The following is a 19,811-nucleotide window of genomic DNA, read 5'->3' as shown; positions in this document are numbered from 1 at the left end:
ACGATCCACACAGGAGCGCACCATGGCATTGAGCACGCCAGCACTCGGCGAAACCACGGTTTCATCCAGCATCCTCGACCTGGTCGGCGAGCCCGACCGGGTTAAGACCCGATCCATCGACCGCGTGGCCTATGCCTCGGACGCGTCGCACTACCTGTACACCCCGCAGGCGGTGGTGCTGGCCAAGGACGCCCGCGAGGTCTCGCAGCTGCTGGCCGCCGCCAACCGGAACAACCAGCCGGTGACCCTGCGCTCAGGCGGCACTTCGCTGGCCGGCCAGGCCAGCGGCGACGGGCTGATGATCGACGTGCGCAAGAATTTCCGCGGCATCACCGTGCTGGACGGCGGGCAGCGCGTACGTGTCCAGCCCGGCGCCACCATCCGCCAGGTCAACGCCCGGCTGGGCGTCTACGGCACCAAGCTGGGACCGGATCCCGCCAGCGAGGCCGCCTGCACCGTGGGTGGCGTCATCGCCAACAACTCCTCCGGCATGGCCTGCGGCACCGAGTTCAACACCTACCGCACCCTCGAATCCATGACCTTCGTGCTGCCCAGCGGCACCATGGTCGACACCGCCGCCCCGGACGCCGACGCCCTGCTGGCCGCCGCCGAACCGCAGCTGGTGGCCACCTTGGAAAAGCTGCGCGACCGGGTGCGCTCCAACCCGGATTCCGTGGCGAAGATCGAGAAGCACTTCGCGCTGAAGAACACCATGGGCTACGGCATCAACGCATTCCTCGACTTCGACTCCCCGGCGCAGCTGATGGCCCATCTGATCATCGGCTCCGAAGGCACGCTGGCCTTCGTGGCCGAGGCGGTGTTCCGCACCGTGCCGATCCGCAAGCTGGCCGTCGCCACCCTGGCGGTCTTCGACAACCTGGATCTGGCCACCCGCGCGCTGCCCGAGCTGCTGGATTCGGGCGCCGCGACCCTTGAGCTCATGGACTCCACCTCGCTGCGCGTCGGGCAGTCGCTGCCCGGCGTGCCCGAAGCCATCATGGGCTTCGAGGTGGACCGGCAGGCCGCCCTGCTCATCGAATACCACGCAGACAACGACGAGCAGCTGCGCGGGCTGCAGGATGCCGGGCAGAAGCTGCTGGACACCGCCGCGCTGCGCGCCCCGGCCGTGCTCTCCCCGGACGCGAAGAACCGCCAGGCGGCCTGGAAGTTCCGCAAGGGGCTGTACGCCTCGGTGGCCGGAGCCCGCGTCTCGGGCACCACCGCGCTGCTGGAGGACGTCGCGGTGCCGGTGCCGTCGCTGGCTGAAACCTGCGGCAGCCTGCAGGAGCTGTTCACCGAATACGGCTACGAGGACTCGGTGATCTTCGGCCACGCCAAGGACGGCAACATCCACTTCATGCTCACCGACCGCTTCGAGGGCGAGCGGGCGCTGAACCGCTACAACGGATTCAACGACAAGATGGTGGACCTGATCCTGTCCAAGGGCGGCAACCTGAAGGCCGAGCACGGCACCGGCCGCGCCATGGCCCCGTTCGTCCGCGCCCAGTACGGCGAGGAGCTCTACGACGTGCACCTGGAACTCAAGGCCGCCTGCGATCCGCGCCTGATGATGAACCCCGGGGTCATCATCGACGAGGACCACTCGGCCCACATCCGCAACATCAAGCTGAACGCCACCATCGAGGTGGAGGCCGACCGCTGCGTCGAATGCGGCTACTGCGAGCCGGTCTGCCCCTCCAAGGACCTGACACTCACCCCGCGCCAGCGCATCGTGGTGCGCCGCGCCATCGCCAAGGCGGAGGCGGAAGGCAACCGGGAGCTGGCCGCGGAGCTTGAGAAGGACTACGACTACAACGGCGTGCAGACCTGCGCCGTGGACGGCATGTGCGTCACCGCCTGCCCGGTGGGCATCAATACCGGCCTGCTGGTCAAGCGCCTGCGCCGCGAGGACGCGAACCCCGCGCTGGCCGCAGGGTTCAAGACCGCCGCCAAGGGCTGGGGCGGCGCCACGCGCGCCGGCTCGCTGGCCCTGAGCGTGGCTGACAAGTTCCCCGTGGGCCTGGTCCGCGGGGTCACCGATGCGGCGCGCAAGGTCATCAGCACCGATGTCATGCCGCGCTACGACGCGGAACTGCCCGGCGGCGGCAAGGCCCGCAAGCCGCTGGCCGGAATCCTGGGCGCCGCCGGCACCGAACCGCTGGCCATCTACCTGCCGGCCTGCGTGAACTCAATGTTCGGCCCGGCCGGCGAGGGCCAGGGCGTCGCTTCGGCGTTCACGCAGCTGCTGCACGCGGCCGGCGTCTCGGTCTACGTCCCGCAGGGCATCGAGTCGATGTGCTGCGGCACCCCGTGGAGCTCCAAGGGCTACGCCGACGGCCACGACCTCATGGCCCAGCGGGTGCTCGACGAGGTGGCGGCGGCGCTGCCGGGCAGGAACCTGCCGGTCATCTCCGACGCCTCCAGCTGCACCGAGGGCTTCGCCCACACGCTGGAAGAGCACGGCTACACCGTGGTGGACCTGCTCGCCTTCACCGCCCAGCACCTGCTGGAAAAGCTGCCCGAGGGCCGGAAGGTCTCCTCGCTGACCCTGCACCCGACCTGCTCCTCCACGCAGATGGGGCTGAATCCCGATTTGGAGAAGGTGGCGCGGGCGGCCGCGGACACCGTGAACGTGCCGGTCAATTGGGGCTGCTGCGCCTATGCGGGCGACCGCGGCATGCTGCATCCGGAGCTGACCGCCTCCGCCACCGCCGCCGAGGCAGCCGAGGTGCGCGAACTCGATGCCCAGGCCCATGCTTCCTGCAACCGCACCTGCGAGCTGGGCATGACGCGCGCAACCGGCAAGGACTACCGCCATGTGATCGAATTGCTGGCGGAAGCAGTCGCGCGGTAGGCGCAAGGCCGGACGGCGGCGGGGCCGGGTGCGATATTCGCATCCGGCCCCGCCGCCGCCTTATTCTCCCGGATGGAAGCGCTTGACCCGGTGCAGGGTATTGACGTCGGTATGGCGCATTTCCGCGCCGAGGGCCACCAGGCGCAGCAGCAGGTCCGAGGTGTAGCTGAAGCTGCCGTCCTCGTGGAAGGTGAAGGAGCTGCTGAACTCCTTGATCTCCGCGCGTTCCATCAGGTACTTGTTCTGCAGCACCCCGTAGGAGGGATCTCCCGGGGTGGCGTTGAAGTGCACGGTGGTGTCGCGCGGTCCGGCGGTGCTACCGGCCAGCACCGCGATGCCGCGGCCGAAGACCACGTTGCGCATCACCTGGCTGTTCTCGCGGTCCCAGAGCAGGAAGCCGATTTCGTCGTGGAACGGGTCCATGGCCTCCTCGCCGTGGCGCCAGGCCGTCATCGAGTAGTTCAATCCCCACAGGGTCTGCTTGCCGTTTTCCTGGATCGGGATGGGCTTGAACACCGCGCGCTCGTAGTAGCCGGTTTCGCTCGTTTCGTCGGTGAGGTTGTGGTAGGAAAGGTCGACCCCGGCATTCCCCTCCCATTCGCCGACGAGCGGGGTGAGTGGACCGAGCTTCTGCGGTCCCTGGATGGTCGAGGTTCTTGCCAAGACGGTCATGGCTGGGTTCTCCGATCAGTGAGTGGTAATCGTGGTGCCGTGTGGTGCGGCCGGCGGGATGCCGGGTCGGCATTCAGGGCAGAGCCCCCAGTAGGTGACTTCTGCTTCCTCGATCGCATACCCGGTAGCGTCCAGGGGCCTGAGGCACGGGGCCTTGCCGACAGGGCAGGGGACATCGGCGATGCGTCCGCAGGCGCGGCAGACCAGATGGTGGTGGTTGTCCCCGCGGGCCAGCTCGAAAACCGCCGGGGATCCGGGCAGCTCGATGCTGCGCAGGATTCCGGCGCCGGTCAGGGTGTGAACGACATCGTAAACGGCCTGGGTCGACACGCGGCCGATGCGCTGCCGCGCGCCGGCGGCGATTTGCGCGACATCGATGTGGGAGCGCAGGAGCAGCTCGTCGAGGACCGCGCGCCGCGGCCGGGTGACGCGCATTCCCAGCTCCCGCAGTCGCGTTTCGAGCTCTTTCATGCCGGCCTTCCCGCAATTGAATTGATCAATTCCAATGTAGGCACAACATTTGCGTTAAGCAAGAGTTGCCTCAAGCAAGTCTTTGGATGTGCGAGCGCATGGTCCGGAACGCTGGATTGGCGACGGCTACAGGGGCAGGTGGGTGCTGTTCGGCTGGGGGATGCTGTGGCCAACCAGGCCGTGCAGCTTGTCCAGGGCAGCCGCGCAGGCGGCCCGCTCCGCGGGGTCCAGCAGGTCCAGGGCCTCGCTCAGGTCCTGTCGTCGGCGTTCGGTGACCTGCTGCACGACCTGGCGGCCCGAGACCGTCAGCTCCAAGGTGACCACACTGCGGTGCGCGGGGTCCGAGCCACGCGTCAGGTGCCCGGAGGCATTGAGCCTGTCGGCCAGCCGGGTGATGGATGAATTGCCCACGCCCAGTGCCTTGGCGCAGTCGCTGGATGTCGACCGACCCCGGCGTTGCAAGGTCAGCAGCAGACGGAACTGGGGCAGGGATACCTCGAGCTGTTCAACGCTGCTCAGCGCCAGCCCCACGAGGTCCTGCGTGGCGCATTCGAAAGCCGCGAGCTCCTGCTCCGAGGTCTGCGGCCGATCCTGGATTCCCATGGAAACCAGTTTGTCACAAGAGCGCCGGCCGGCAGGGTCTGCCGCGTGGCATCGGGCGTGGGCGGAGCTCCTTGAAACTTGCTTGAAGTCGTATCCGCAAGTGGCGAAAACTGATTGAATGTGGGCATGGCCGTCATTCTTGAAACAGCAATACCGTTCCCCGCCGACGAAGTGTTCGCCTGGCACGAGCGGCCCGGCGCGATGAGCCGGCTGCTTCCTCCATGGCAGCCGGTCCGCGCAGTGAGCCAAGCGGAAAACCTGCGCGACGGCAGCTCCGAGCTGGCGATGCCTGCCGGATTGCGCTGGCACGCCCGGCATCTTGCCGACGGGTATGTGCCCGGTCGCGTCTTCGTGGACGAGCTGGCGCCGCAGGGGCTCGCTCAGGCGCCGCTGCGGCCGATCCGCTGGCGCCACGAGCACCACATCCTGCCCGACGGGCCGCAGCAGTGCGTGCTGCGCGACGAAGTCAGCACCAATATGCCGCAGAACATGGTGCGGCGCATGCTCGCCTACCGGCACCGTCAGCTGTCCGAGGACCTGCGGGCCCACCAGCGCGCGGCGCAGCACGGCCTGAAGCCGCTGACCGTCGCACTGACCGGTTCGCACGGCATGGTGGGAACCTCCCTGGGTGCTCTTCTCGAATCGGGTGGGCACCGGGTCATCCGGTTGGTTCGTTCGGCCCCCCAAGGTCCGAATGAACGCCTTTGGAATCCCGCGAGCCCCGACGAATCCTGCCTGGATGGGTGCGACGCGGTCGTCCATCTGGCCGGGGCGAGTATCGCCGGGCGATTCAATAGTGAGCACCGCAGGAAGATCCGCGACAGCCGCATCGAGCCCACGCGCCGGCTGGCGCAGCTGGCTGCGCAATCCGGTGTCGCGGTCTTCATCAGCGCCTCGGCCATCGGCCTGTACGGCGCCGACGCCGGAGAAGACGAGCTGACCGAAGACGCCCCATACGGCCGGGACTTCCTTGCGGAAGTTGTCCGCGACTGGGAGCAGGCGGCCCAGGCGGGGCCCGATGGCGGCATGCGCCGGGTCCAGGTCCGCACCGGTCTGGTGCAAAGCCCCACCGGCGGGCTGCTGCGCCAAATGCGTCCGCTCTATGAAGCAGGGCTGGGCGGCAGGCTCGGCGATGGCCGGCAGTGGCAGTCCTGGATTGGACTGGATGACCTGGTGGACATCTATCACCGCGCACTGTGGGACAGCGAACTGCAGGGTCCGGTCAACGCGACCGCGCCCACCCCGGTGCGCAACAGCGAGTACTCGGCCGTGCTGGCCAAGGTGCTGCACCGCCCCGAGATCTTCCCGGTGCCTGCCTTCGGGCCGCGGCTGCTGCTGGGCGACGAAGGTGCGCAGCTGCTGGCGTTGGCCAGTCAGCGGGTCGTTCCCGCGAAGCTGTCAGCCCGAGGCCACACCTTCCGCTCCGAAGAGCTTCCCGATGCGCTGGCCCACCTGCTGGGCCGAGAGCTCTAGGCGCAGGTCCTGCGTCGGCACCCTTGGCGGGCTGTCAGCAGCGGGGTCTTGCCGTATTCGCGATAATGTGTGCCACATGACCTCCTAAACATATATGCGAGTTGTCGTATGCACCGCAGGCCTTGAACTCGATGTCCTATTGCGAGACGGTCGCCGGTTCGGAAGGCCTGCGGCGCCCCCACGTCATAAGGTATCGCGCGCGTACGGCAACCGTGCGTGGAATTCCGTCTTCCCGGATGATTCCGAACAAATCCGACCTTTCGGATACGATCTGACTAGCATCTTTATTTGGCGTCCAGAAACGCCGAAAACCGTCGGCAGTCGCCGACGGCCAGTCCGGCGATCGCTTGGAGGGCGGCCATGACGCAACACGCGGAGTCCCAAGATGTTCCGACCGACGCTTTCGATGCGATCGTCAGGGATCTCCAGACGCTGCGGATCGAAGCAGGCGACGTTCCCTACGCGGAAATCGTCCGCCGTATCGGGAAGCTGCGCGAGCTCTGCGGAGTAGATGCCGTCGCCGAGAGGCCTGCCCGAACCACTGTCTATGATGCTTTCCGCCTCGGCCGGACACGTATTAATGCCGAGCTTGTGGGGGAAATCGTGCAAGCCCTGGGCTGTTCGCCGGAGGAAGCGAAAACCTGGGAACGCAGATGCCTCCAAGCCCGTCTCGACAAAGCAGCAGCCAAGCGGCAGGCGTCCGCCGCCCCGCAGCCATCGCCAGCCGCGCCGACAGTTCACATCGTTTCCACTCTCGGACAGGAAAATACAGCTCCCAGCAGGCGACGGATATATATACTCCTTTCGGCATGCTTGATACTGAACCTGGCGGGTTTCTGGCTAGTTGATGCGGCAGGGCTTCGGCTTTATCTGGACATGATCGGCACCGCTTTAGCCGCCATCGCCTGCGGGCCGTGGGCAGGGGTGCTTGTCGGTCTGGCGACCAACATCATTGGGCTGTCGATTACCGATTCATCGGCAGCGGCCTTCGGCCTGGTGAACATGACCGGGGCACTGGTCTGGGGGTACGGTGCGAAGCTGATCAAGCGCAACTCGGCGTTGCCGAAGTACGTTCTGCTCAACGTCGTGGTGGCTGTTGCATGTTCGGTGGTATCGAGCATCATCCTGGTTCTGCTTTTCGGAGGTATGACGGGGCACGCCTCGGAAACGACGATGCAGTCCATCCTTGCCAGCACCAGCTCGCTGGGCCTGGCGGTGTTCGAAGCTAACCTGATGTATTCGTTGGTGGACAAGCTGTTGACCGGATTCATCGTGATTGCACTGCTCGGACTCGTCAAGCAGTGGATCCGCGTCCCTGTCTACGAGCATGTTTCAGAGCATGCGCTGGATTCCCTGAACCGCGCCTACCGCTTGACGAAGACCGGATTCGGTTCCTTGCGGGCCCATCAGGGACGGGCCCTGGGATAGCCCGTTCAGCTCCGCGAGGAGCCCGGGACGCCCGCGCCTAGCGCAACACCACGATTCTGCCCTATCATCAATGAGTCAGGAAGCGCGACCAAGCGGATTCCGGCGCTCTCAAAAGGGGCGATACCCGTTGCCGAAACGCAACCGGTAGCGGCAGACATATATGGAATTTTCTTCAGCACCATACTTTTGAAAAGAGTCCATGATGTCTAGCGTTTCTGCCGCCATCGCCCATGCCCTCAAGCCACTTGCACCGCAGATCTTCGGTCTGATGGGCAACGGCAACGCACATTTCCTCGACGCGGCCGTGCGCCAAGGGTTCACCTATACCGCAGTTCGCCACGAATCGGCCGCGGTATCGGCCGCGGACACCTATTTCCGCATCTCCAACAAGCTCTCCATCGCTTCCACCACCTACGGCGCCGGCTACACGAATGCCGTGACCGCGCTGGCGGAGGCCGCCGCTGCACGCACCCCGCTGCTGTTCGTCACCGGCGACGCACCGACCTCGGGACTGCGCGGCTGGGACGTGGATCAGGCCGCAATTGATACCGCGGTACGCGCCCCGCGCTACGTGGTGGACCGGGAAACCCCGGGAGCCATCGCGTTGCAGGCCGCCGCGCATGCACTGCGCGAGCAATGCCCGGTGGTCCTGGCCATCCCCTACGACCTTGCCGCCCTCGAGACTTCCGAAACGGAACTTCCGGACTTCGCCGACCTCGGCCCCACGCCGCCCGCCCCGGAATTGAACTCCACCCAGCTTGAACAGGTCAGCTCGCTGCTGGCAGGCGCCAAGCGCCCGCACATCCTCTACGGCCGCGGCGCCATCGACGCCGCACCGCTGGTCAAGGAGCTGGCAGCCAAGATCGGCGCCACCACCTCCGGTACCCTGCTGGCCCGTGACCTGCTGGACTACCCCTACGATCTGGGAATTACTGGCGGCTTCGCCACCGAGAGGAACGCCGAGATCATCGCCCAAGCGGATGTCCTGCTGACCCTCGGTGCATCGCTGAACCAGTTCACCATGCGCTTCGGGGGCCTGGTCAACGAGTCCGCCACCCTGATCCAGATCGACCTGGCTGCCACCGCCACCAATCCACGGGTGGACTACTTCGCCACCGCCGATATCAGCGCCGCCGCCGCGCACCTGCTCCAGTCGGTGCCAGCGGCCGAAGCCTCGTGGGCCAAGGAGCTGGACCTCGCCGCGCTGCGTACCCGCCCTCTCGGCGACGCTAAGACCGCCGACGGCTTGCTGGATCCGCGCCGCGTGGCCAGCGAAATGGAGCGGATCCTGCCGGCCAACCGCGTGCTGGTGCAGGATGGCGGGCACTTCATCGGCTGGGGACCCATGTATTGGTCCACCAGCGGCGCCCGATCGCTGACCTGTGTCGGCACCGCCTACCAGTCCATTGGCCTGGGTATCGCCTCGATGGTAGGCGCCGCCGCCGCGGCCGATGGACGTACCGTGGTGCTGGCATCCGGCGACGGCGGCTTCCTCATGGGACTGGCAGACCTGGAATCCATCGTGCGCACCGTCACAAGCGGTGTCATCGTCATTTACAACGATTCGGCATACGGAGCCGAGGTGCACCAGTACGGATCGATCGGGCTGCACGAGGATCCGATGCTGATCCCGACCGTGGACTTCTCGGCACTGGCCCAAGGCATGGGCGCCACCGGCATCAAGGTTGAAACCTTGGATGACTTCGGCAAAGTCAGCGCATGGGTGGAAGCCGGGGCGCAGGGCGTTTGCCTTGTGGACGCACGCATCTCGGCGCATGTCCGAGCTCCGTACATGGAGGAAGTCCTGGAGGCGAACCGCAAGGCCGCCGGCGCTGCAGCATCACAATCGGATTAAGATGCTGGTCAGTGCGGTCCCCACCGCGTAGGGTTGCAGGGTGCACAAGTTTTTGGTTGGAACAGCGGGCCTGGGGATCGGGGCGCTGTTAATGCTCCCTGCAACCCCGTCTTTAGCCGCACCCACCGGCCCGAATGACGGGGCCGGTGTGACCGCACCCCTGCTGTCCGAAACTTCCCTGCGCGTGGCCACGATGGCAACCGACCTGAGCGGGGAGGAACCCGGAGACCTGTATCGGGATCTGCTGACCCGGACAGACACCGAAGCCCTACGCGTGGCCGATGCAATCAGCGTCGCGAATCCCGACATCGTGGTGCTGACCGGCATGGATGCCGATCCGGATGCGGTAAATACCTTTATCTCGGACTACCTGAACAGCCCGGACGACGAACATACCGATGTCGGCTACGCCTACTCCTATCTCGCAATCGGCTCCAGCGGAGTGCAGAGCGGCGCGGACCTGGACGGAGACCGCGTGGTCGGAGGCCCGGGCGATGCCTGGGGCCAGGGCGCATTCGCCGAACAGTCCTCGACTGTGGTGCTGTCCAAGTATCCGATCAACCAGCCGGACGTCGTTTCCGTGTCGGCGCTGAAGTGGGACGAGGTGGCAGGCAACAAGCTCTCAAGCTCCGAGCTGAGCGGTGCCGTGGCCGCGTCCATTCCGGTGATGCACAACGGGCTGTGGGACATCCCCATCGAGTATCGCGGTGAACGCGTCCATATCCTGGCGGCCCAAACCGAGCCAGCCCAGAGCAGCTACGGCTTCGGCGCACCACGCCAGAAGGACCAATTGAAGGTCATCTCCGACTACATCGCCGGGGAAGACTACGTTGTCGCAGACGACGGAGCCAAGGCTGGAGGCATCGACGAGAACCGCATCGTGGTGACCGGTGCATTGGCGCAGCGCACCGAGTTCACCGCAGCCGCGTTGGCTCTGGGCGATGAGCTCGGCCGGGATGACGCATTGAACGACTCGGGGAACTTCGTCATTCCCAACCGGGGCTGGAACGTGCTGGGCCAGGGCCGCATCGGCGCCGAAGCCCCGGAAGATTTCCAGTTGCTGCCGGGCGCAACGCCCGAGAGCATCGAAACCTCCGACCTGATCTGGACCGACGTCCAGTTCTAGGCGTTCAGCAGTTCACGCAGGTAGCCGTTGACGAACCGTCCCTGGGGATCGACCTGCTGCCGCACGGCCTGGAAATCCTTGAACCTCGGATACAACTGGGTGAGCTCGGCCGCCCGCAGCGTGTGCTGCTTACCCCAGTGCGGACGTCCGCCGTGCGAACGCAGGATTGATTCCATGTCCGGGAAATACTGCGGGACCCGATCCCGGATATAGCGGTGCACCGCGATGTAAACGCTGTTTCGGCCGCTGGCAGTGCCCAGCCAGGTGTCGTCGCCGGCAGTTGTCCGGACTTCCAGCGGGAAAACGACAGGTGCGGGTCGAAGCTCGAAATAGCGGCGCAGTTCCGCAAACGCGGCAGCGAAGTTCTCCAGCGGCAGCGCGTACTCCATCTCGGTGAACTTCACCCGCCGCGGGCTGATGTAGGTCTGGTTCCACGACGCGGTGTAGCTGCGGTCTGAAAGGACCCGGCTGGCGAACCAATTGAGCCGGGGAATCATGCGCGGCATGGCGGCGCCTAGCGAACAGATGGCCTGCAGCCCGCCATTGGACAGCAGTTCGTCGTTCACCCAGGTCCTGAGCCTGTCCGGCATCTTCGCCAGGGCATCGCCCGGCAGCCGCGTATTGGTTTTCACCTGGGCATTGCCGGTACCCGGGAACCAGAAGAACTCAAGATGGTCTTCCTGGGCCGCTCTTTCGACAAAACTTTCGGCCAACGGGTCGATGGCCTCGATGGTCTCGGTTGCGTGCATCATGTAGTGCGGGACGCACCGGAGCCGGACATGGGTGATGACACCCAACGCGCCCAATCCGACACGAGCCGCCTGGAACAGGTCCGGGTGCTCCGTGGCGCTGGCACGCACCTGCGTCCCGTCGGCCAGCATCAACCGCAGGCCGGTGACCGCGCCGCTGAATCCGGTGAATTTCAGGCCGGTGCCGTGGGTTCCGGTGCTGATGGCACCGGCGATGGACTGCCGGTCAATGTCGCCCATGTTCTCAAGCGCCAACCCGAAGGGCTCCAGCAGGTCAGGAACCTGCCACAACCTGGTCCCGGCCCGGAACGTCACCTCATGCGTTAGCGCATCAACTTCCTCGATTCCTTGGAGGCCGTCGAGATCCAGCAGGATGTCGTTGGTCTTCGCCAGCGGGGTGAATGAATGGCCGGCGCCCACGGTGCGTACGGTGTGCCCCTTGAGCGCCGCCGATTCGAGCAACCCGCCCAGCTGGTCCAGGGAGGTGATCGACTGGCGCATCGTCGGAGCGGCAGTCACGGTGCCGGCGAAATTCTGGAAGGTGCTCACAGGAAGGCTTTCCCTTCGCCTCGATAGGTTGGCCATTGGCCGCTGATCTTGGTCTTCGAGTAAACGGCCACCTTGTTGACCCGTTCTGCCGGCTCCCCGGATTTTGCATGGCGCAGCCATACGGTATCGCCGATGTTCAAGCGGTGCGCGGTCGGTCCGGTGAGCGGGGTCTGGACCTCGCCTGCGCCTTCCAATGGAAGGTAGTGCAGCTTGCGGGGGTGCTCGATGCTCGGCAATCGGTCCTTGCCTGCCGGACCTGATGCGGTCCAGCCGCCGCCGAGGATGGTGATCGTCTGGTGATCCGGTCTGCGGACTACTGGGAACCCCAGGAACAGGGCGGGGGAGGGGGAGAACGAGCGGAAGGAGTCGAACAACGCCGGGGCGAAGAGGCCGGAGCCCGCTGCCAGCTCCGTCACCGCTGCTTCCTGGGTGGTGGTTTCAAAGGATCCCGTGCCTCCGGCATTGACGAAACGCAGGTCCGCGATTCCTCGCACTCGGCTCACGGCCTCGGCGCGCCGCTCGGCAAGCTCGGCAGCGCTGCGCTTCCTAAGCGCCCGGGCGATCCAGGCCTTGGGGGCGAACCCTCCATCCGGGACCGAGGCGATCTGGGATTCGTAGGCCATGAGCCCGTCCAGTTCGAACCCCTTCCGGCGCTGGACCTCCTCGGCGAGTGAAGCCAGATCCTCCGGCTCGGCTAACGGAGACCGCGCTGCCCCGATACGCAGTCCCGCCGTCGGATAGTACGCGGCATCCAGTTCAAGGGCGACCTTCAGTGGGTGATGGTGCGGGACGATCCGATCGATGAGATCCAGTTGCGCAACGGAGTCGACCATCACCGTGATCTCAGCGCGGGCTTGCTCGCTGGTTGCCCAACGGCTGATAGCCTCCGTGTCGGTCTGGGGATAGGCCACCACCAGGTCCTTCAGCCCATGGCTCGCCAGCCAGAGTGCTTCGCCCAGGGTAAAACACAGCACTCCGCTGAACCCGTCGGCGGCCAGTGCCCGTTCAAGGGCCTTGCGGACGCGCAGGGATTTGGAGGCGACGCGTATCGGGATTCCTCCGGCTCGTTCGCGAAGGGCGATCACGTTGGCATCGAAGGCATCAAGATCCAGCAATGCTACTGGTCGTTCGTTGACCCCGGCTTGTTTCACAGCGTGGTTGTACCGTTTGGCCTGCGCGTTCTTCATATCCCAACTCTTCCATCGGTGTTTGGGTCTTTCAAGGACTGGGCCGAACATGATTGGCATTCCGAGGATATTCAGGTATCGGAAGCATCCGATTCACGGAAACTTACAGGTTTGGCTCGATATGCTGGCACCATCATGAGCAAAGATCCCATTTCGATGACGGTCATCGGCAACGATGGCAAACCACGTACTGTAATCCAGGACGCCATCATGAAAGGTGTCGGCGTCCAGCGACCGCTGGTTCTTGCATATTTGAAACGGCTGCGCCGCAAGCACCCCGAGGCCACGGCGGCAGAACTCGCCAAGATTGCCGAGCGCGACTACTTGAAAATCGTGACCGGTTCAGGAGCAGCCGTTGGCGGCACCGCAGCCATCCCCGCGGTGGGCACCGGTGCCGCACTGGGCCTGTCTGTGGCAGCCACCCTTGGATTCCTCGAAGCTTCTGCACTATATGCGCAGACCCTTGCTGAGCTCCACGGAATTGCCATCGAAGACCCGGAACGATCCCGAGTGCTGGTTATGGGTGTGCTGATGGGTGAGGAAGGCAGCGCCATGATCGCCGGCCTCACCCGGCAGGCGGCCGGGCGCGGCGGCGGGCCGATCAAGGGGTGGGCCAAGGCCTTCGGCGCGAACAAGTCGACGAGCTTCTATGCTTCACTGCAAAAAACGATGCAGAAGTCGTTCATGCGCAAGGTTGTAGGCACCCAAGCCGCAAGCGTTGTCGGCAGGATCGTTCCCTTCGGCGTGGGAGCTGTCATCGGTGGCGCCGGCAACCGTTTCCTGGCCAAGCGTGTTGTTGAAACTGCAGCAGTCGCCTTCGCTGGGATTCCCACCATGGCCCCAGACCAGCTGGAATTGGATGATCCGCGGATCATCGACGTCGAAGTCATCGAAGAATAGTAGAGGTCAAGCGCAACCCCGTAAATATAGAGTGGCTGCCCGGGACCGGGAGTTTTCATGTGTCGGGCGGGTGTCGAGCGGGGCGCAACGGGATAAAGAATTCCGGTTAGGGCGGGTCGCAGTCGCTTAAAACCGCGCGTTCTCGGGCGTTAAGCGCATAAAAAGCCAGTAATGAACACGATTCTGTTTTTATGTGTCCACGCTCACCGCCCCGCAGCACCCCGCCGATTTGCAGACCCCCGACAACCCGTGTATAGTTTTTCCTTGTCGCCACGAGCCGGACGGAACACCAACCGACCAGGACGAGGCGGCGAAAACCCCGGAAAATCAAGGTTTTCCACACCATGTGTGGATAAGCTGGAATTGAATGGGAATCAAAGAATACTGGTTCAAATCACAAAGAATCGATTTGACTTTCAGAATTCAATGATTATAGAATATGAATATAACGCTGGACGATATCGCCTCCTGGAATAGGGGTGGCGGAGAACCGGTAAGTGTTTGTTGTTTGAGAACTCAATAGTGTGCCAAGTTTGTTGATACCAAATTATTTTTTGTTTGGTGAATACGAAACATTTTGCTTGGGATGATGCACCCCCGTGTGTTGTTCCGAGTGTTTTTATTCGCCAGGATTTCATCACCACGTGTGGCTCCGTCTTTTTCCGGTGGGGTTGTGGTGGCTTTTTGTTTTTTATGGAGAGTTTGATCCTGGCTCAGGATGAACGCTGGCGGCGTGCTTAACACATGCAAGTCGAACGATGAAGCCCAGCTTGCTGGGTGGATTAGTGGCGAACGGGTGAGTAACACGTGAGTAACCTGCCCCTGACTCTGGGATAAGCCCGGGAAACTGGGTCTAATACCGGATATGACTTTTGACCGCATGGTTGAGGGTGGAAAGATTTATCGGTTGGGGATGGACTCGCGGCCTATCAGCTTGTTGGTGAGGTAATGGCTCACCAAGGCGACGACGGGTAGCCGGCCTGAGAGGGTGACCGGCCACACTGGGACTGAGACACGGCCCAGACTCCTACGGGAGGCAGCAGTGGGGAATATTGCACAATGGGCGCAAGCCTGATGCAGCGACGCCGCGTGAGGGATGACGGCCTTCGGGTTGTAAACCTCTTTCAGTAGGGAAGAAGCGAAAGTGACGGTACCTGCAGAAGAAGCGCCGGCTAACTACGTGCCAGCAGCCGCGGTAATACGTAGGGTGCAAGCGTTATCCGGATTTATTGGGCGTAAAGAGCTCGTAGGCGGTTTGTCGCGTCTATCGTGAAAGTCCGAGGCTCAACCTCGGATCTGCGGTGGGTACGGGCAGACTAGAGTGATGTAGGGGAGACTGGAATTCCTGGTGTAGCGGTGAAATGCGCAGATATCAGGAGGAACACCGATGGCGAAGGCAGGTCTCTGGGCATTTACTGACGCTGAGGAGCGAAAGCATGGGGAGCGAACAGGATTAGATACCCTGGTAGTCCATGCCGTAAACGTTGGGCACTAGGTGTGGGGGACATTCCACGTTTTCCGCGCCGTAGCTAACGCATTAAGTGCCCCGCCTGGGGAGTACGGCCGCAAGGCTAAAACTCAAAGGAATTGACGGGGGCCCGCACAAGCGGCGGAGCATGCGGATTAATTCGATGCAACGCGAAGAACCTTACCAAGGCTTGACATGTTCCAGATCGCCTCAGAGATGGGGTTTCCCTTCGGGGCTGGTTCACAGGTGGTGCATGGTTGTCGTCAGCTCGTGTCGTGAGATGTTGGGTTAAGTCCCGCAACGAGCGCAACCCTCGTTCCATGTTGCCAGCGGGTTATGCCGGGGACTCATGGGAGACTGCCGGGGTCAACTCGGAGGAAGGTGGGGATGACGTCAAATCATCATGCCCCTTATGTCTTGGGCTTCACGCATGCTACAATGGCCGGTACAATGGGTTGCGATACTGTGAGGTGGAGCTAATCCCTAAAAGCCGGTCTCAGTTCGGATTGGGGTCTGCAACTCGACCCCATGAAGTCGGAGTCGCTAGTAATCGCAGATCAGCAACGCTGCGGTGAATACGTTCCCGGGCCTTGTACACACCGCCCGTCAAGTCACGAAAGTTGGTAACACCCGAAGCCGATGGCCTAACCACCTTGTGTGGGGGGAGTCGTCGAAGGTGGGACTGGCGATTGGGACTAAGTCGTAACAAGGTAGCCGTACCGGAAGGTGCGGCTGGATCACCTCCTTTCTAAGGAGCTAACCAGTTTTGGTTGCCCATGTCTGTGCCCGAGTGTGGTGCAGGTGGGTTGCTCGAGGGTGGAATGTCAATGAACTCAACACCGGGAAACGGGTTTTCGAGGGCGATCGTGTGGTTGTTTTCGGGGGTTCGGGTGTTGGCATGGTTTGTGTTGTGTGGCGTGTGTGGTTTAGTACGCAGTGCCGGCCCTCTTGTGGGGTTGGTGGTGTTGGAAGGGCGCATGGGTCGTGTGATGCGATAGATAATGTTTGGTGCACTGTTGGGTTTTGAGGCAACAAGCCTCCTGGCCGCCTGGTCCCTTTGTGGGGTTTGGTGGGTTGGGTGCTTGGTGTTTCGGTGTTTGTCCTGTGTCTGCTGGCATGGTGTCCTGGCTGGTCCTTTTGGGGCTGGTGTGTGGGGTGCTGTGGTTGGGGGTGCGGGGTTGTTGTTTGGGAACTGTATAGTGAACGCGAGCATCTTGCAGACAAGATGAGCTGTGCGTGCCTGTCCTGGGTGTGTGTGGTGTTTGAGTCTTGTTTGTAGTGATTTTGTTGATTGTTTTATAGCTCAATTTTTGAGAACTTTGTTTTGTGTTGAAGTTTTTAAGGGCGCACGGTGGATGCCTTGGCATCAAGAGCCGATGAAGGACGTGGGAATCTGCGATAAGCCTGGTGGAGTCGATAACCGGACGTTGAGGCCAGGATTTCCGAATGGGGGAACCCCGCACCATGTTATGTGGTGTGACCTGCAGCTGAATGTATAGGCTGTGTGGAGGGAACGCGGGGAAGTGAAACATCTCAGTACCCGCAGGAAGAGAAAACAATAGTGATTCCGTTAGTAGTGGCGAGCGAACGCGGATGGGGCTAAACCGGTTGGTGTGTGATAGCGGATAGGCGTTGCATCATCGGGGTTGTGGGGTCCACATGTACCAGTTCTATCTACGCTGGTGGGATGAGGTGCAGGCGTATAGGTGAATCGGTTGGAATGCCGGACCAGAGAGGGTGATAGTCCCGTAGGTGTAATGCGTGTCTGCCGTTCTTGTGTGGATGCCCGAGTAGCACGGGGCCCGTGAAACCTTGTGTGAATCTGCCAGGACCACCTGGTAAGCCTGAATACTACTTGATGACCGATAGTGAATCAGTACCGTGAGGGAATGGTGAAAAGTACCCCGGGAGGGGAGTGAAATAGTACCTGAAACCGTGCGCTTACAATCCGTTAGAGCAGCCACTTGTGGTTGTGATGGCGTGCCTTTTGAAGAATGAGCCTGCGAGTTAGTGTTACGTCGCGAGGTTAACCCGTGGGGGGAAGCCGTAGCGAAAGCGAGTCTGAATAGGGCGAGTGAGTGGCGTGATCTAGACCCGAAGCGAAGTGATCTACCCATGGCCAGGTTGAAGCGCGTGTAAGAGCGTGTGGAGGACCGAACCCACTTCAGTTGAAAATGGAGGGGATGAGCTGTGGGTAGGGGTGAAAGGCCAATCAAACTTCGTGATAGCTGGTTCTCCCCGAAATGCATTTAGGTGCAGCGTTGCGTGTTTCTTGCTGGAGGTAGAGCTACTGGATAGGCGATGGGCCCTACAAGGTTACTGACCTTAGCCAAACTCCGAATGCCGGTAAGTTAGAGCGCAGCAGTGAGACTGTGGGGGATAAGCTTCATAGTCGAGAGGGAAACAGCCCAGAACGCCAACTAAGGCCCCTAAGCGTGTGCTAAGTGGGAAAGGATGTGGAGTTGCTGTGACAACCAGGAGGTTGGCTTAGAAGCAGCCACCCTTGAAAGAGTGCGTAATAGCTCACTGGTCAAGTGATTCCGCGCCGATAATGTAGCGGGGCTCAAGCACACCGCCGAAGTTGCGTCATTCAAACATGTCATTGGCCTTTGTGGTCCAGTGGTTTGGATGGGTAGGGGAGCGTCGTGTGGACGGTGAAGTCGCGGTGGAAACCAGCGGTGGAGGCCACACGAGTGAGAATGCAGGCATGAGTAGCGAATGACGGGTGAGAAACCCGTCCGCCGAATGATCAAGGGTTCCAGGGTCAAGCTAATCTGCCCTGGGTTAGTCGGGACCTAAGGCGAGGCCGACAGGCGTAGTCGATGGACAACGGGTTGATATTCCCGTACCGGCGAAGGACCGCCCATACTGAGCAATGGATGCTAACCATGACGGATTCCAGCGTTGATGCCTTTTAGGTGTCTTGTTGGTTGGTGTGGTGGGAACCGATGTTGTGAGGTCAGCGTATTAACAGGTGTGACGCAGGAAGGTAGCCGAGCCAGGCAATGGAATTGACCTGGTCCAAGGGTGTAGGAAGAACAGTAGGCAAATCCGCTGTTCATTGTTTCTGAGACCTGATAGGCGCCCCGTTTGTGGGGTGATTCGGTGATCCTATGCTGCCTAGAAAAGCATCGGCGCGAGGTCCCAGTCCGCCCGTACCCTAAACCGACACAGGTGATCAGGTAGAGAATACTAAGGCGATCGAGAGAATCATGGTTAAGGAACTCGGCAAAATGCCCCCGTAACTTCGGAAGAAGGGGGGCCTGCCCCGTGATGGAGACTTGCTCTCCGGATGCGGGTGTGGGCCGCAGAGACCAGGGGGAAGCGACTGTTTACTAAAAACACAGGTCCGTGCGAAGTCGCAAGACGATGTATACGGACTGACTCCTGCCCGGTGCTGGAAGGTTAAGAGGACCGGTTAGCACACTTGTGTGCGAAGCTGAGAATTTAAGCCCCAGTAAACGGCGGTGGTAACTATAACCATCCTAAGGTAGCGAAATTCCTTGTCGGGTAAGTTCCGACCTGCACGAATGGAGTAACGACTTCCCCGCTGTCTCAACCATGAACTCGGCGAAATTGCAGTACGAGTAAAGATGCTCGTTACGCGCAGCAGGACGGAAAGACCCCGAGACCTTTACTATAGTTTGGTATTGGTGTTCGGTGCAGCTTGTGTAGGATAGGTGGGAGACTGTGAAGCTCGGACGCTAGTTCGGGTGGAGTCATCGTTGAAATACCACTCTGGCTGTACCGGTCACCTAACTTCGGACCATGATCTGGTTCAGGGACAGTGCCTGATGGGTAGTTTAACTGGGGCGGTTGCCTCCTAAAATGTAACGGAGGCGCCCAAAGGTTCCCTCAGCCTGGTTGGCAATCAGGTGTTGAGTGTAAGTGCACAAGGGAGCTTGACTGTGAGAGTGACAGCTCGAGCAGGGACGAAAGTCGGGACTAGTGATCCGGCGGCACCTCGTGGAAGGGCCGTCGCTCAACGGATAAAAGGTACCTCGGGGATAACAGGCTGATCTTGCCCAAGAGTCCATATCGACGGCATGGTTTGGCACCTCGATGTCGGCTCGTCGCATCCTGGGGCTGGAGTAGGTCCCAAGGGTTGGGCTGTTCGCCCATTAAAGCGGTACGCGAGCTGGGTTTAGAACGTCGTGAGACAGTTCGGTCCCTATCCGCTGCGCGCGTTGGAAATTTGAGAAGGGCTGTCCTTAGTACGAGAGGACCGGGACGGACGAACCTCTGGTGTGTCAGTTGTACTGCCAAGTGCATCGCTGATTAGCTACGTTTGGAAGGGATAACCGCTGAAAGCATCTAAGCGGGAAGCCTGCTTCGAGATGAGATTTCCATCCACTTTGTGTGGGTGAGGCCCCCAGCTAGATTACTGGGTTGATAGGCAGGATGTGGAAGCAAGGACCAAAGACTTGTGTAGCTGACCTGTACTAATAGGCCGATGGCTTACAACACACTATCAAA

11 protein-coding genes and 2 rRNA genes are annotated in these 19,811 nt (G+C 62.0%); 8 read left to right on the top strand and 5 right to left on the bottom strand.

Going from position 1 to position 19,811, the window contains the following annotated elements:
* Positions 1 to 22: 22 nt before the first annotated feature.
* Positions 23 to 2,854 (top strand): FAD-binding and (Fe-S)-binding domain-containing protein, encoded by a 2,832-nt coding sequence (locus ATC04_RS17290; protein WP_082123727.1) that lies wholly within the window; start codon positions 23 to 25, stop codon positions 2,852 to 2,854.
* A gap of 60 nt (positions 2,855 to 2,914) precedes the next feature.
* Here the strand turns inward: ATC04_RS17290 and ATC04_RS17285 are convergent, their stop codons facing one another.
* The 3 genes from ATC04_RS17285 to ATC04_RS17275 all read right to left on the bottom strand — a co-directional run bounded on the left by ATC04_RS17285 (position 2,915) and on the right by ATC04_RS17275 (position 4,600).
* The gene (locus tag ATC04_RS17285; protein ID WP_047117696.1) at positions 2,915 to 3,526 is read right to left on the bottom strand and encodes an FABP family protein; all 612 of its coding nucleotides are present in this window, start codon (positions 3,524 to 3,526) and stop codon (positions 2,915 to 2,917) included.
* A gap of 15 nt (positions 3,527 to 3,541) precedes the next feature.
* Positions 3,542 to 3,997 carry a Fur family transcriptional regulator gene (locus ATC04_RS17280; protein WP_047117697.1) on the bottom strand — a complete coding sequence of 152 codons (456 nt, stop codon included), beginning with the start codon at positions 3,995 to 3,997 and terminating at the stop codon, positions 3,542 to 3,544.
* Positions 3,998 to 4,123: 126 nt separating this feature from the next.
* Positions 4,124 to 4,600, bottom strand: a complete 477-nt coding sequence (locus tag ATC04_RS17275; protein WP_047117698.1) for a MarR family transcriptional regulator — start codon at positions 4,598 to 4,600, stop codon at positions 4,124 to 4,126.
* Positions 4,601 to 4,726: 126 nt separating this feature from the next.
* On the opposite strand from ATC04_RS17275, the gene ATC04_RS17270 reads away from it, so the two are divergent.
* The 4 genes from ATC04_RS17270 to ATC04_RS17255 all read left to right on the top strand — a co-directional run bounded on the left by ATC04_RS17270 (position 4,727) and on the right by ATC04_RS17255 (position 10,482).
* Complete coding sequence (locus ATC04_RS17270; protein WP_047117699.1) at positions 4,727 to 6,073, top strand: TIGR01777 family oxidoreductase; 1,347 nt, start codon at positions 4,727 to 4,729, stop codon at positions 6,071 to 6,073.
* Between the two features lie 360 nt (positions 6,074 to 6,433).
* Positions 6,434 to 7,501, top strand: coding sequence for an ECF transporter S component (locus tag ATC04_RS19540; RefSeq protein ID WP_152666714.1), 1,068 nt, complete (start codon positions 6,434 to 6,436; stop codon positions 7,499 to 7,501).
* Between the two features lie 199 nt (positions 7,502 to 7,700).
* Complete coding sequence (locus tag ATC04_RS17260; protein ID WP_353611644.1) at positions 7,701 to 9,356, top strand: thiamine pyrophosphate-binding protein; 1,656 nt, start codon at positions 7,701 to 7,703, stop codon at positions 9,354 to 9,356.
* Positions 9,357 to 9,504: 148 nt separating this feature from the next.
* Positions 9,505 to 10,482 (top strand): hypothetical protein, encoded by a 978-nt coding sequence (locus tag ATC04_RS17255; RefSeq protein WP_047117700.1) that lies wholly within the window; start codon positions 9,505 to 9,507, stop codon positions 10,480 to 10,482.
* Here the strand turns inward: ATC04_RS17255 and ATC04_RS17250 are convergent.
* Positions 10,479 to 11,780 (bottom strand): D-arabinono-1,4-lactone oxidase, encoded by a 1,302-nt coding sequence (locus ATC04_RS17250; RefSeq protein WP_160309059.1) that lies wholly within the window; start codon positions 11,778 to 11,780, stop codon positions 10,479 to 10,481. The genes ATC04_RS17255 and ATC04_RS17250 overlap by 4 nt on opposite strands.
* Positions 11,777 to 12,967, bottom strand: a complete 1,191-nt coding sequence (locus ATC04_RS17245; RefSeq protein ID WP_047117701.1) for an alanine racemase — start codon at positions 12,965 to 12,967, stop codon at positions 11,777 to 11,779. Before ATC04_RS17245 ends, ATC04_RS17250 begins: the two co-directional genes overlap by 4 nt.
* Positions 12,968 to 13,102: 135 nt before the next feature.
* On the opposite strand from ATC04_RS17245, the gene ATC04_RS17240 reads away from it, so the two are divergent.
* The 3 genes from ATC04_RS17240 (at position 13,103) to ATC04_RS17230 (ending at position 19,802) form a co-directional block, all read left to right on the top strand.
* On the top strand, positions 13,103 to 13,867 hold the full coding sequence (locus ATC04_RS17240; RefSeq protein ID WP_047117702.1) for a hypothetical protein: 765 nt from the start codon (positions 13,103 to 13,105) through the stop codon (positions 13,865 to 13,867).
* Positions 13,868 to 14,557: 690 nt separating this feature from the next.
* Positions 14,558 to 16,083 (top strand): 16S ribosomal RNA (locus tag ATC04_RS17235).
* A gap of 580 nt (positions 16,084 to 16,663) precedes the next feature.
* Positions 16,664 to 19,802, top strand: a 23S ribosomal RNA gene (locus ATC04_RS17230).
* The 16S and 23S rRNA genes sit together here, the layout of an rRNA operon.
* The last annotated feature ends 9 nt before the right edge of the window (positions 19,803 to 19,811 follow it).

It is taken from the genome of Arthrobacter sp. YC-RL1 (genome assembly GCF_001454985.1).
GTDB lineage: Bacteria > Actinomycetota > Actinomycetes > Actinomycetales > Micrococcaceae > Glutamicibacter > Glutamicibacter soli.
Note: the sequence above shows the minus strand (reverse complement) of the source record. Positions and strands in the feature narration are given on the sequence as shown.

Excerpts from the sequence above, each read along its gene's own strand:
- ATC04_RS17260 (WP_353611644.1), top strand. The coding sequence starts at position 7,701 with ATGATGTCTAGCGTTTCTGCCGCCATCGCCCATGCCCTCAAGCCACTT.
- ATC04_RS17245 (WP_047117701.1), bottom strand. The coding sequence starts at position 12,967 with ATGAAGAACGCGCAGGCCAAACGGTACAACCACGCTGTGAAACAAGCC.
- ATC04_RS19540 (WP_152666714.1), top strand. The coding sequence starts at position 6,434 with ATGACGCAACACGCGGAGTCCCAAGATGTTCCGACCGACGCTTTCGAT.
- ATC04_RS17290 (WP_082123727.1), top strand. The coding sequence starts at position 23 with ATGGCATTGAGCACGCCAGCACTCGGCGAAACCACGGTTTCATCCAGC.
- ATC04_RS17275 (WP_047117698.1), bottom strand. The coding sequence starts at position 4,600 with ATGGGAATCCAGGATCGGCCGCAGACCTCGGAGCAGGAGCTCGCGGCT.
- ATC04_RS17270 (WP_047117699.1), top strand. The coding sequence starts at position 4,727 with ATGGCCGTCATTCTTGAAACAGCAATACCGTTCCCCGCCGACGAAGTG.
- ATC04_RS17280 (WP_047117697.1), bottom strand. The coding sequence starts at position 3,997 with ATGAAAGAGCTCGAAACGCGACTGCGGGAGCTGGGAATGCGCGTCACC.
- ATC04_RS17240 (WP_047117702.1), top strand. The coding sequence starts at position 13,103 with ATGAGCAAAGATCCCATTTCGATGACGGTCATCGGCAACGATGGCAAA.
- ATC04_RS17285 (WP_047117696.1), bottom strand. The coding sequence starts at position 3,526 with ATGACCGTCTTGGCAAGAACCTCGACCATCCAGGGACCGCAGAAGCTC.